Raw genomic sequence first — 13947 nt, 5'->3', positions numbered from 1 at the left:
TCTTATAAGCTAAAAAAATAACGTTATTCATTTTTTATTAGAGAGTTTATAATTAGTCATTTTAGAAGTATTATTCAGAATAATGTTTAATTATATGTGTAAAAAAACTAAACTATTTAAAGTTGTAAATAAAAAAAGCAGGTGACTTCTCACCTGCTTTTTTTATAATTATTAATAAATTCTATTAAATACTAGCTAAAATAGAGTTTAATGTTTCGCTAGGTTTCATAATAGAATCAGCTAATTTATCAGTAGGCTCGTAGTATCCTCCAATGTTTACAGCTTCTCCTTGAACTTTATTTAATTCATTTACAATTGTATCTGTACTAGCAGCCATTTTTTCTGCAATTGGAGCAAACTGAGTTTTTAATTCAAGATCATTATCTTGAGAAGCTAAAGCTTGTGCCCAATACATTGCTAAATAAAAATGAGAACCTCTATTGTCTAATTCTCCAGTTCTTCTTGAAGGACCTTTTTTGTTATCTAATAATTTGTCGGTAGCGTCATCTAGTGCTTCAGCTAGTACTTTAGCTTTATTATTGTTGTTTGTATCTCCTAAATGTTCTAAAGAAACAGCAAGTGCTAAAAATTCCCCTAAAGAGTCCCAACGTAAGTGATTTTCTTCAACTAATTGTTGTACATGTTTTGGAGCTGAACCACCTGCACCAGTTTCAAATAATCCACCGCCATTCATTAATGGAACAATAGATAACATTTTAGCAGAAGTACCTAGTTCTAAAATAGGAAATAGGTCAGTTAAATAGTCACGTAATACATTTCCTGTAACTGAAATTGTATCTTTTCCTTCTTTTACTCTTTCTAAAGTGTATCTAGTAGCTTCTTCTTGAGATAAAATTTTAATTTCTAAACCATTTGTATCGTGATCTTGAAGATATTTTTCTACTTTTTTAATAATTTCAGCATCATGTGCTCTGTTTTTTCCTAACCAGAAAACAGCAGGTGTGTTTGAAGCTTTAGCTCTTGTTACAGCTAACTTTACCCAGTCTTGAATTGGTGCATCTTTTGTTTGACACATTCTCCAAATATCACCTTCCTCTACATTGTGTTCTAATAAAATACTTCCATTAGTATCTATTACTTGAACTTTACCGTTAGAAGCAATTTCGAAAGTTTTGTCATGAGAACCATATTCTTCAGCTTTTTGAGCCATTAAACCAACGTTAGGAACCGTTCCCATTGTTGTAGGATCAAAAGCTCCGTTGTTCTTGCAAAAATCAATAGTCTCTTGATATAATCCAGCATATGAGCTATCTGGAATAACTGCTTTTGTATCTTGTTGTTTACCTTCTTTATTCCACATTTGTCCAGAAGTACGAACCATTGCAGGCATAGAGGCATCAATAATTACATCAGAAGGAACATGTAAGTTGGTAATTCCTTTGTCAGAATTAACCATGGCTACATCAGGGTTGTTAGCATATATTGTTTCAATGTCAGCTAAAATTTCTGCTTTCTTTTCTGCAGATAATTCTTCAAGGTTACTTAGTAAATTTCCAAAACCATTATTTACATCAACACCGATTTTTTCAAAAGTTTGACTATGTTTTGCAAATAAATCTTTAAAGAAAACACGAACAGCATGTCCAAAAATAATAGGATCAGAAACCTTCATCATGGTTGCTTTCATGTGTAAAGAAAATAATAATCCTTTTTCTTTAGTATCTTTTACTTGTTCTTCTAAGAAAGTTAATAATGCTTTTTTGCTCATTACAGAAGAATCGATTACTTCCTCAGCTAATAAAGAAACTTTTTCTTTTAAAACTCTTTTGTTTCCATTAGCATCTGTGTGTACGATTTGTACATCTGTTGCAGTAGGAACTGTGGTCGATTTTTCACTATGTGCAAAATCTCCATCTGTCATAGTAGCTACATGAGTTTTAGAGTCTGAACTCCAGGCTCCCATAGAATGAGGGTTCTTTTTTGCGTAATTCTTCACAGCCTTAGGAGCTCTACGGTCTGAGTTTCCTTCACGTAAAACAGGATTAACTGCAGATCCTTTAATTTTGTTATAACGTGCTAAAATTGCTTTTTCTTCTTCAGTATTAGCTTCTTCTGGAAAATCAGGTAATGCATATCCTAAAGTTTGTAATTCTTTAATTGCAGCTTTTAATTGAGGAACAGAAGCAGAAATATTAGGTAATTTTATAATATTTGCCTCAGGTTTCTTTGCTAAATCACCTAAAAAAGCTAAAGCATCTTCTACTTGTTGTTCTTTTGTTAGGTAATCTGAAAAATTAGCAAGAATTCTTCCTGCTAAAGAAATATCTTTAGTTTCTATCTCTATGTTTGATGATTTTGTAAATGCTTTTACAATTGGTAAAAACGAACGTGTAGCTAACGCAGGAGCCTCATCCGTTTTTGTGTACATAATTTTAGCAGTCTTGTTCATATTTATAGGTAAAAAATTAAATTAATTTTGAAGTGATGCAAATTTAAGAATTCGGATTGAGTTTTTTGATGCTAAAATGTTATTAATTAGGGTGTTTTATTGAGGATTTGATAAAATAAAGAGAAGTGAAATAGTTTTTGTTATTAAATATAAAAGCCATATCAAACAATTTCTTGTCTAATATGGCTTTCTTTTGAAATAGTATTTGCACTGACCTGTATTTCTACATTATCAAATAAAACAGTATTTATGTTGTCTCCTTGGAAATAACTGCTTAACTATTTCAAGTAGAAACATAACTTTAAAGACATTCTATCTATAAAATATATGTTTCTTTGCTTTTAACGAACTATAAAATTAAATGTATTAATAGTTACTTATAACTAATAATTATAAATTATAAAATAACTTATAATTATTTTAAATTGATATTATTTACAAGTTTTAATAGTGTTTAAAAGCAATATATAAAGAACGTTACTTTATGAATTTACTTTTAATGATTTATTACAGTGTGCACCATAATTTAATATCAATTAAAAATAAGTTCTACACAAAGGTATGTTTTCAATTTTCTATACTAAAATATTTAACGTTTTAAATATCAACACGATATGAACGAATGTTATTAACATTTGTGAATAAAAAAGCACCATATTTAAATATGGTGCTTTTGAGTTTCTTGAGTAAGAAAAAATCTTAGTTTCTTCTTTCTTTAATTCTTGCTTTTTTACCAGTAAGACCTCTAAAGTAGTAAATACGAGCTCTACGTACTTTACCAGTTTTGTTTACTTCAATTTTTTGAATAGCTGGTAAGTTTAAAGGGAAAATACGTTCAACACCTATAGTACCAGACATTTTTCTGATAGTAAATGTTTCTGAAGCACCCGAACCTCTTTTTTGAATTACAACTCCTCTAAAGAACTGAGTACGCACTTTTTCTCCTTCTCTAATTTCGTAATACACTGTTATAGTGTCTCCTGCTGCAAATTTTGGTAATTCGTTTTTTGTTACAAATTCTTCTTGAACAAATTTTACTAAATCCATCTTAATAAATATTTATATGGTTGTTTAAAAACAACATTCACGATTTTCGTCAGAGGTTGATTTTGTGGCTGCAAATTTAATATTTATTTTCTAATTATTGAATGTAAAGTGATAATTATTTTTTGGCTATTGTTTTCTTGAGTAATTTTAATAAAGAGTTGTCTCAAAGTTAATTATGATGTTAATGTTTAAAAATACTTAAAGTTGAATTGATGTTTTTTGAACATTCTTAAAATAGTTTTATACAGACGAAATTAAAGTATAGAGCTAAGTTTTGGATAGCTTATTTTATTTAGAGTATTTAAGATGTTTATTATATAATATTTTGATTTTCTATGATTAAATGAGTCCTGATTTTTGAAAAATATGTCCTAATTAGAGAAATGAATCCTAAAACATGTTATAGGATTCATTAGTAAATAAAGGCTTTACTATGCTTTATACTTTTGTCAATCAATGATAAAAAAGAATTATAGTAAAGTGTTTTTGTTATGAATTATAGTAGCGCTATTTCCTCCAATGTTAGAGTTAAAAAACAAAAGTATATTTTAATTAATTTACTTTTGTCAATAAAAAAACAAGTGTTTTTAGTTTATGGAGTGTTTTTTTTAAGCTCTCTATTTTTAGTAAGCATGGTTAATAAGTTTTCACTTCATTTATACATTAATAAATTTCACACTTCTTTCTTAGATTTCTTTTTTAAGTATGCAACACATTTAGGTGATGGTGTTATGTTTGGTTTGTTGACTTTGGTGTTCTTTTTTATAAAGAAAAGAATAGCATTGATTTTTCTAGTAAGTGGTTTATTAACTCTTTTAGTAACACATTTTTTTAAGAAAATAATTTTTAAAGGTATACCTAGGCCAGTTGAAGCTTTAGGTGAAGAAAGTTTATATTTAATTAAAGGAATAAAAATAGCATACTGGAATACATTTCCATCTGGACATACTATAACAGCTTTTGCAATTTTTACTATTTTATGTTTGTATTTTAGAAAAAGTACTTGGCAATACTTATGGTTAGCATTAGCACTTGTAGCTGGTGTTTCACGTGTATATCTTTCTCAGCATTTTTGGATTGATATTTTTGTAGGATCTACTTTAGGTATATTAATAGGTTTTGTAAGTATGGGGTTATTTTATTCAGAAAAAAATGTGTTAAATTAATGAAGTTGCCATATAAAAGAGTCGCAATAGGAATTATAGTTCTAGGAACTGTATTAAGACTTTTTTTAGCGGGGAATTTAGAATTTGGAAATGATGAAGTTTATTATTGGTTGTATGCTAAATACCCAGATTTGAGTCATTTTGATCACCCTCCAATGGTTGGGTTTTTTATTCAGTTTTTTACAGGGAATTTATATTTTGATTCAGAGTTTTTCATTAGGTTAGCTGCTATTATACCTACAAGTATAAATATGTATGTTGTTTTCTTAATAGGGAATTATATTAAGAATGAGAAAGCTGGTTTTATTGCTGTTTTATTATATCATTTACATATTTATGGGTTTATAATTGCAGGAACATTTATTCTGCCAGATGCTCCTTTAGTATTCTTTTGGTTGCTAAGTTTTTATTTTTTTATACAAGTTTTGCCAAAGAAGCCTAGTAAAGAATTGTATACTAAGTTATTTTTAGCGTTTTTCTTCTCTGCTTGTGCAATATATTCTAAATATCAAGCTGTATTTTTATTATTTGGAGTTGTCTTGTATGTAATTCTATTTTCTAGGTTGTGGTTGAAAAATATATTGTTTCATCTAGGGTTTATTTTTCCTTTTTTAGCAGTTAGTTTAATACTTTATTGGAATTATGAAAACAATTTTATTAGCTATAAGTTTCACAATGATAGAGTTTCATTGTTTAGTTTTAATTTTAATATAAATTCATTTATAAGAGAAGTCTTAGGACAGTTTATTTATAATAATCCATACATAGTTGTTGTTTATATTCTAGTGCTAATTTCTTTTTTTAGAAATAAGTTTAGTGTAGATAAATTAATACAGTACTTTTTTTATTTATGTAGTCTGCCATTAATTATAACCACAATATATCTTTCATTATTTAGAAACACATTGCCACATTGGTCAGGAGTATCTTATGTTACATTGCTACCAATTATAGCGGTGTTTATTGTAGAGAAAAAGAATATCATAAAGAAATTATCAGTGGGTATATTGAGTTTTTCAATAGTATTAATTATAGTCACATTAGTAATTAATAATGGATGGATGTTACCAGATTCTTCTTCAGAAAGTGAAGAGAAATTAGGTAAGAATGATGTTCTATTAGATATGTATGGATGGAGGCAAGCTTCAGAGAAACTATCAGTTGTTTTTAATGAATATGATTTAAAAAAAGTACCTATTATTTCAGATAATTGGTATCCAGCTGCTCATATAGATTATTACATAGCTAGACCTAATAAAATGAAAGTTTATGGAGTAGGAACTTTAGATAAAATACATAAATACTATTGGATTAATAATATCAATCCAAAATTAGAGAAGGAGGTTTTATATATAACCGATGGCAGGAACTTTAAAGATCCAGTAACTTTATTTAAAAACGATTATCAAAATATTTCAATTATAAAAACTATTCCAATTACAAGGAATGGTGTAATTGTAAAAAACGTGTTTCTGTATAGGTTATCTAAGGTTTAGTTTGATAATTTTTACAGTAGTAAACCCAAAATTTACGAACTTCATTGTTTCTAGAATGAAGTATTATCGGTTTTAATTCAGTAACAGAATCAAAATAGGGAAGAAGCTTTTGAGGTAAATTTCCTTTCATGTTTTTATTATTGAATCGTTTATCTGAGTCTAAAAAAATTGCATCTTTATTATTTAATAAGGATAAGTTATCTCCTAAATAATCAAAATGTAAAGCCGGTAAACCAATAATATTTTGTGCATATACTTTTTGGTCCATGAAAAAATTTAAAGCAGCTGATGTTTTATAATTATCATCTGCAAAAACAAAAGTATTGGTATATGTTTCCTGAAGTTCTTTTGTTTTATTAGCTAATTCATTCCAGCCTACCCAAGTATCATCACTTTTAATAGGCACAATATAGAATAAGATTTGTAGACTCAATAATAAATGAAGTACTACCGATGTTATTACTTGATATTTAAGTAGTTTTTTAGTAACAAACATTCCTGCTAAAAAGATACCTGTTATATAAGAAGGCATCATCCAGTTTAATTTAACCCAATAAATGGGAGTAATAGCAAAAAAGCCAACAAAAGTAGGAACAAAAAATACTAATAGAAATAATGTTTTATTACTTGGTAGTTTGAATTTAGTAAGTGCTTTTTTTATGTATTTGGTTGTAAGTAGTACTATAATACCAAATAATACAGGTAATAATAGAAACAATTGATGACCAATAGCTCCAAAGAAGTATTTGGGAGATAATTTGAATTTTGAAATATCTCCGGTTCTATTTGAAGATTGGAAAAGGAATGAAGCAAAATCATGTTCATAATTCCACCACCAAACAGGAAGGGTAACTAAAGCAGAAATCACTAGACTTAACCACAACCAAGGAGATAAAAATAATTTCCTGTATTTATTAGAGAAAAGTAAAAAAGCAATTAAACCAAATTGTAATAATAAAGCAGTGTATTTACTATTAAAAGCTAGTCCCATAGCAATCCCTCCATAAATCCAAAACCATTTCTTTTCTTCAAAAATAGCTTTAAATAAACAAGTTATACTTAATGTCCAGAATAATAATAAAGGAACATCAGGTGTTGAATTAAAAGATAGTATCGAAATAAAAAGAGTTGATGTAATTAATACAATTGCTCTGTTTAATTTTTGCTTAGATAAGAAATTAGCTCCGAGTTTGTAAAAACTAATAAGAGTTAATGAAGTAATTGTAAAATCAGCAAATTTTACTACAAAAACCGATTTGCCAAAAACAGTAGTAAAAGCCCTAAGTATATAGCCTATCATACCAGGATGATCGAAGTATGATAATGATAAATTTTCACCGTAAAAATGATAATAAGCATCCTGAGGCATTAATCCCATAAAAGGAAGGAGCAATAATCTGAATAATTGAAAACCAATAATAATGCTAATTATTGGATGCTGTTTGGTGAAGTTGATAAACTTATTCATCTAAAAGATCTGGTCTAATTTGTTGAGTACGTTCGTATGCTTTTTCATTACGCCATTCTTCTATTTTAGGAAAGTTTCCAGATAATAATATGTCTGGAACTTTCATATCTTCATATTCAGACGGTCTTGTGTATACGGGAGGAGATAGTAGATTGTCTTGATAACTATCGGTTAAAGCAGATTGCTCGTCGCCTAGTACTCCTGGTATTAGTCGAATAACGGCATCACATAAAATTGCAGCTGCCAATTCACCTCCAGTTAAAACATAATCGCCAATAGATATTTCTTTGGTAATAAACTTATCGCGAACTCTCTGGTCAACACCTTTATAATGTCCAGTTAATATAATAATGTTTTCTTTTAAAGATAGTGTGTTAGCTGTTGCTTGGTTTAAGGTTTTAGCATCAGGAGTCATATAAATAATTTCATCATATGATCTTTCAGATTGAAGTTTCTCTATACACTTAGCAATTGGTTCAATCATTAAAACCATACCAGCACCTCCACCAAACTGCATATCGTCAAGTTTTTTGTAAGAACCAATCCCATAATCCCTTAAATTATGAAAATGTACTTGGGCTAAACCTTTATCTATAGCGCGTTTCATCATTGAATGTTCAAACGGGCTTTTAAGTAATTCTGGAGCTACAGTAATAATATCTATTCGCATAGCTGCAAATGTACAAGATTTATAATTTATTTTTCAAGAAATTGATAGAAGGAAACTTAAATTTTTTCTTTTAAAGGAATGCTTTTTTGAAGTTCCTTCTTTTTAGTATTTCCAGGAAAAGTGAGTGATGTACTTGAAAATAAAGTTCCAAAAGTAAGATTCGCATAATATACTTGAGATATTGCATCTTCAACTTGATGAGTAGTTAGTTCTTTTAAAGGGTGTGTAAAAACTGACCATAATATTTCATCAGAAAGTGCATATTTTACATCTAAAGCGGTGTGAAAGTTTGCCACTAATGAGTTTAAAATTAATTCTTCGGTTAATTGTTCTTTTTTAGCAATAGGAGAAATAATTCTCATTCTATTTGCTTTTTTATCAGCAATACATATTAGAATTCTGTCTTTATGTATAAACTTCCATGTGTTATTTTTAACTTCAAGACTATCCGAGTTTTTTGTAATAATCTCACCTAGTTTTTCAATATTCATATTTTGAGCAGAGACAATAGAACTAATAAAAATGAAAAAAAAGAATGCGAACTTCATAGAATAAGGTTTTTAATGAAGTCGAAATCAAAATGAAAAACTGACAAGTTATCTAAGTATTAAGGGAATATTTTATTAAACTTTTTAGGAAGTTCTTTTTTTATTGAAAGATTTTCTTTTGTAAAAGGATGTGTAAACTTTAGAGAAGAAGCATGTAAATACAAACCTTTTCCATTTAAAATTAAACCTTCTATATAATGTTCTTTGTCGCCAAGTATAGGATTTTCAATAGAAAGTAAATGCTTTCTTAATTGATGTTTTCTTCCTGTTTTTGGTTGAAGTAATACTAGGTTTAAATACTTAAAACGCACGGATGGAACAGTTTTTATAACTTCATATGTTGTAAATGCTTCCTTAGAATCAATAGGGAAATCTATTTCTCCATTCCGTTCCATTTTACCAATACCAATAGCATGGTATGTTTTTTGGATTTGTTTTTTTTCAAATAATTGGTTCAAAGCAGTAATACTTGAAGTTGTTTTACCTATTAAAAGAACTCCGCTAGTTGGATAATCCAATCGATGTACTGGTCTTGGACGTACGGCATCAAATAAGGTGCTTTTAGTTAGGTTTTGTTGTAAAGCGTTGTCAATTGTGGCAAATGAATTTCCACTAACTAAAATCCCAGAAGGTTTATAAATAATAGCTAAATAATCATCTTCAAACAATACCTCTAGAGGAAGTTCAAGTCGTTTAAAAGAAGTTGTTTCTTCAGTTTTAAATAATTCTATAAGCTCATTGCCAATTATAAATAGGGCGGTAGAAGCTAGTTTTCCGTTAACAAAAACTAACTCTTTTTTAATAGCTTTTTTAATGCCAGATTTTGTTGGAATTGTTTTAAAAATACCTACTGCATATTCTTGTAATCGAATAGGTTTTTCTAATAAAGGAACTTTATGTGTTTCTATATGTTTCATAAGTTTAGATGAACCATTTCCATGGTTCCATAAAAATCAATATAGATGAAATAATGATTAGAATAAAAGAAAGATATATAATTGATTTTGATTTATTCGAAATTAGAATAATAAATAGAGCGAAAATCTCAAAAATAAAAAGATAAATTACATAAAAATATTTTATATAATTAAGCCCATATAGAGCTCTTTTTTTTCCTAAACTTGTTATGTATTCACTGTAGATATTATAGTTTATTATTAAGAATAAAATATTACAAATAAATAAGAAAGATAAAAAGATGTAATTCGTTCTTTTATGAAGTTTCATTAGAATAAAATCTTTTGATTAAAAACCAACAGCTTTATCATCTCCTCTAGGATCGGCACCTCCTTCTAGTTTTCCGTTAGGTAACACTAAAATACCTTCAACTTTACCTATTACAGGAGCATCTTCTTCATTTAAAGTGTAACCCACTTTTTGTAAATTTTGTTTTACAGTGGTGTCAAACTTATTAGGTTCCATCATAATAACATCTGGTAACCATTGATGATGAAATCGCGGTTGATTAATAGCTTCTTGCATTCCCATTTTAAATTCATGTACATTTAAAATAGTTTGTAGAACAGATGTTATGATTGTAGATCCACCAGGTGTTCCAACAACCATCCATAAGTTTCCGTTTTTTTCAACAATAGTAGGAGTCATTGAACTTAGCATACGTTTCTCTGGTGCTATTTCATTTGCTTTAGCTCCAATTAAACCAAACATATTTGGTACTCCAGGTTTGCTGCTAAAATCGTCCATTTCATTGTTTAAAAAGAAACCTAAATCTGAACAATATAATTTAGAACCATAAGCGCCATTAATTGTTGTTGTAACCGAAACTGCATTTCCAAATTGATCTACAATAGAATAGTGTGTGGTTTCGTTGCTTTCAACCATTTCTATACTTCCATGGGAAACATCTTTGGATGAAGTAGATTTTTCAAAAGAAAAATTATCCATTCTATGTTTAGTATATTCTTTACTTACTAAAGTTTTTAATGGAATTTTTACAAAATCAGGATCACCTAAAAAATGACTTCTATCTGCGTAAGCTCTTCTCTCAGCCTCAGTAATTACTTGTATTGTTTTGGTAGTGTTATGTCCAAATTTATCTAATTCATAAGGTTCTATTGCATTCATAATTTGAGCTAAACAAATACCTCCACTTGAAGGAGGAGACATAGATATAATACGCAAATCATCATATGAAAAGGTTATTGGAGTTCGCCATTTAGCTTCATACTTCGCTAAGTCTTCTTCAGTCATAATTCCGCCATTGGCTTGCATAAATTTTACAAGTCGTTTAGCAGTTTCACCTTTGTAAAATTCATCACGACCATTTTTTAAAATACGTTCTAACGTTTCTGCTAGAGCAGAGTATTTGATGGTGTCGTTTTTCTTCCAATCTTTATCGAAAATTATAGGCTCTTTATTTGTTTTTAGAAAATAAGGTTGGTATTTCTTTATTCTATTTTCTTGCTTTTTGGTAACGATAACTCCTCTTTTAGCTAATTCAATTACTGGAGTTAATATAGTTGAAATAGGTAAGCTCCCAAATTTTTTATGAGCAGCAAAAACTCCAGCGACGGTTCCAGGAATTCCAACTGCCATAGCTCCTAATGTGCTTTTGTTTTTAATAACGCTTCCATCTTCATTTAAAAACATATCTTTAGATGAGGCTAAAGGTGCTTTTTCACGATAATCCAATGCGCCTATTTCGCCATTGTTTTTTCGGTATACCATAAAACCACCACCACCAATGTTACCAGCATAAGGATAGGCAACAGCCAAGGCTAACTCAGTTGCTACCATGGCATCAAAAGCATTTCCTCCTTGTTTAAGTATGCTTGCTCCAATTTTAGAAGCTTCTTCACGTGCAGAAACTACCATTGCTTTGTTAGTGATTAAACCAGTAGTTTTTTCTTTCTCGACTATAGTTTTACAACTAGATATACCAATTAATAGTAAGATGAAGTAAAAAATATTTTTCATAGTTTTTTAAGCAGTTTGATTTAATTTTGAATTACAGAAATTACGTAGATCTTCAAAAAATAAAGTAAAATCTTCCTCTAGTATTTCGTAATGAATTAATAGGTCTTCTGTAGCTAAATTCATTTTTGATTTTCCTTGAGTACGTTTATTCATTCCGTTTAAAACTTCCTGAATACCTTTTGCAAATTGATAATTATATAACCAATTGTATTGTATCATATATGGAAGTAATTCTCTTGTTTTATCTGGAAGTATATTGTTGTTTTCTTGCAGTAAATTATATACCGATTTCACATAGATGTCTAAAGGGATTTGTGAATATTTTTTCCAGTTTCTAGCTAAGAAATGATCATAAAAAATATCTATAATAACTCCATCATAATGACGGTACCTTTCATGTAGTCTTCTTTTACTTTTTCTAACTATGTCATGAGCATCTGTAAAAGTATCTATTTCTCTATGTAGAAGTATGCCTTTTTTAATACCTTCTGAGTAATGTGAAAACTTATTACCTTTAATGTGGTCTGCAATAAAATTACCAATCATTAATTCAGTATTATCTCCAGAGAGGTATAAGTGGGCTAAAAAATTCATTTGATAAATGTAAACAAAAAACCACAACTTAAAAGTTGTGGTTTTAAAAAAAATGTATTTGCACTAGTTTTTTACTGGTGTATTCTTTAAAATTTCTAGTAAAAATTTCCAATATTTTTGTGTTGATGAAATTTGTGCACGTTCATCAGGAGAATGAGCTCCTTTTATATTTGGGCCAAAAGAAACCATATCCATATCAGGATAGTTTTGACCTAAAATACCACATTCTAACCCTGCATGACAAGCAGCTACATTTGGTTTTTCTCCATGTAAGTCTTCATATAACTTAGCTACTGTTTTTAATATTTCAGAATTTATATTTGGTAACCATCCAGGATAAGATCCTGAAAAATCAACATTAAATCCAGCTAATTCAAAAGCAGCACGTAAAGAGTTTGCTAAATCCCATTTGTTTGTTTCAGAAGACGAACGGGTTAAGCATCCTATTTTAATAGCACCATCTTTTACAATAACACGCGCTATATTGTTTGAGGTTTCAACTAAACCATCAATATCCGGACTCATACGGTAAACACCATTCAATGCTGTGTATATAGATTTTATTAAACCTTCTTGAACTCCTAAATCCATAACTTTACTTGGAGTTTCAGCAGGAGTTAATTCAATAGATAAATTTGGTTCTAATGTTGTAAATTCAGCTTTAATATTGTTTATTAATTCATGAATTTCAAATAAGAAAGGCTCTTTAGAAACAGTGTCGATAACAACAGTAGAGAAACTTTCACGCGGTATTGCATTACGTAAGCTACCTCCATTTATTTCAGAAACTCTTAAACCAAAATTTGTAAAACCATCAAATAACAAACGGTTCATTATTTTGTTTGCGTTTCCTAAACCTTTAATGATGTCCATTCCAGAATGCCCTCCACTTAAACCAGTAATTGAAATTTGAAAAGAAGTTGTGTTTTCTGAAGTATCTTCTTCATTGTAGGTTCTTGTAGCTGTAACGTCTACACCGCCAGCACATCCCATACCAATTTCATCATCTTCTTCTGTGTCAAGGTTTAATAAGATTTCACCTTGTAAAACACCACCTTCTAAGCCCATTGCGCCAGTCATACCAGTTTCTTCATCTATGGTAAACAAAGCTTCAATAGCTGGATGCGCAATATCAGTTGATTCTAAAACAGCCATGATTGAAGCTACACCTAATCCATTATCAGCTCCTAAGGTAGTTCCATCAGCTTTAACCCAATCACCATCAACAAACATTTTAATTCCTTCAGTATCGAAATCAAAAACAGTATCTGCATTTTTTTGGTGAACCATGTCTAAATGACTTTGCATTACAATCATTTTACGATTTTCCATACCTGCTGAAGCGGGTTTGCGAATAATTACGTTACCAACTTTATCAACCATAGTTTCAAGATTTAAGTTTTTACCAAAATCAACCATAAATTGAATCACTCTTTCTTCTTTTTTAGAAGGACGAGGTACAGCGTTTAAATCAGCAAAGTTTTTCCAAACTGCTTTAGGTTCTAAGTTTTTTATTTCCGAATTCATTGAGAATTGTTTGTTTAATTTTAAAGTACGAAGATACTTTTTTTAGATGAAATATATTGGTAGCTTCTTTATTGAAAAATTGTA

At 29.3% G+C, this 13947-nt stretch carries 11 protein-coding genes; 2 read left to right on the top strand and 9 right to left on the bottom strand.

Features of this window, described 5'->3' with window-relative positions:
• Positions 1–184 precede the first annotated feature (184 nt).
• Positions 185–2410 (bottom strand): NADP-dependent isocitrate dehydrogenase, encoded by a 2226-nt coding sequence (locus Q0881_RS12100; RefSeq protein WP_299160592.1) that lies wholly within the window; start codon positions 2408–2410, stop codon positions 185–187.
• 699 nt (positions 2411–3109) lie between these two features.
• A complete protein-coding gene (gene rplS, locus Q0881_RS12095) occupies positions 3110–3457 on the bottom strand; it encodes a 50S ribosomal protein L19 (protein ID WP_299160590.1) in 348 nt (115 codons plus the stop codon).
• A gap of 632 nt (positions 3458–4089) precedes the next feature.
• Between rplS and Q0881_RS12090 the strand changes: the two genes are divergently transcribed.
• Positions 4090–4623 carry a phosphatase PAP2 family protein gene (locus Q0881_RS12090; RefSeq protein WP_299160589.1) on the top strand — a complete coding sequence of 178 codons (534 nt, stop codon included), beginning with the start codon at positions 4090–4092 and terminating at the stop codon, positions 4621–4623.
• A complete protein-coding gene (locus tag Q0881_RS12085; RefSeq protein ID WP_299160588.1) occupies positions 4623–6119 on the top strand; it encodes a glycosyltransferase family 39 protein in 1497 nt (498 codons plus the stop codon). The genes Q0881_RS12090 and Q0881_RS12085 overlap by 1 nt, the downstream gene beginning before the upstream one ends.
• Here Q0881_RS12085 and Q0881_RS12080 read toward each other — a convergent pair.
• From Q0881_RS12080 to Q0881_RS12050, 7 genes are all read right to left on the bottom strand, one after another.
• Positions 6109–7587: a glycosyltransferase family 39 protein gene (locus Q0881_RS12080; RefSeq protein ID WP_299160587.1), complete on the bottom strand. Its 1479-nt coding sequence runs from the start codon at positions 7585–7587 to the stop codon at positions 6109–6111. The genes Q0881_RS12085 and Q0881_RS12080 overlap by 11 nt on opposite strands.
• Positions 7580–8257: a tRNA (guanosine(37)-N1)-methyltransferase TrmD gene (gene trmD, locus Q0881_RS12075; RefSeq protein ID WP_299160584.1), complete on the bottom strand. Its 678-nt coding sequence runs from the start codon at positions 8255–8257 to the stop codon at positions 7580–7582. The genes Q0881_RS12080 and trmD overlap by 8 nt, the downstream gene beginning before the upstream one ends.
• Before the next feature lie 56 nt (positions 8258–8313).
• Complete coding sequence (locus Q0881_RS12070) at positions 8314–8805, bottom strand: hypothetical protein (protein WP_299160582.1); 492 nt, start codon at positions 8803–8805, stop codon at positions 8314–8316.
• A 59-nt stretch (positions 8806–8864) separates the two neighbouring features.
• A complete protein-coding gene (locus tag Q0881_RS12065) occupies positions 8865–9722 on the bottom strand; it encodes an RluA family pseudouridine synthase (RefSeq protein WP_299160580.1) in 858 nt (285 codons plus the stop codon).
• A gap of 328 nt (positions 9723–10050) precedes the next feature.
• Positions 10051–11742: a gamma-glutamyltransferase gene (gene ggt / locus Q0881_RS12060; protein ID WP_299160578.1), complete on the bottom strand. Its 1692-nt coding sequence runs from the start codon at positions 11740–11742 to the stop codon at positions 10051–10053.
• Between the two features lie 6 nt (positions 11743–11748).
• The gene (locus Q0881_RS12055; RefSeq protein ID WP_299160576.1) at positions 11749–12336 is read right to left on the bottom strand and encodes an ACP phosphodiesterase; all 588 of its coding nucleotides are present in this window, start codon (positions 12334–12336) and stop codon (positions 11749–11751) included.
• 63 nt (positions 12337–12399) lie between these two features.
• The gene (locus Q0881_RS12050) at positions 12400–13863 is read right to left on the bottom strand and encodes an aminoacyl-histidine dipeptidase (RefSeq protein ID WP_299160574.1); all 1464 of its coding nucleotides are present in this window, start codon (positions 13861–13863) and stop codon (positions 12400–12402) included.
• Positions 13864–13947 lie beyond the last annotated feature (84 nt).

It is taken from the genome of uncultured Tenacibaculum sp. (genome assembly GCF_947494125.1).
In the GTDB taxonomy this organism is placed as follows: Bacteria; Bacteroidota; Bacteroidia; order Flavobacteriales; family Flavobacteriaceae; genus Polaribacter.
The sequence above is the reverse complement of the archived record's forward strand: the minus strand, read 5'-3'. Positions and strand labels throughout refer to the sequence as shown.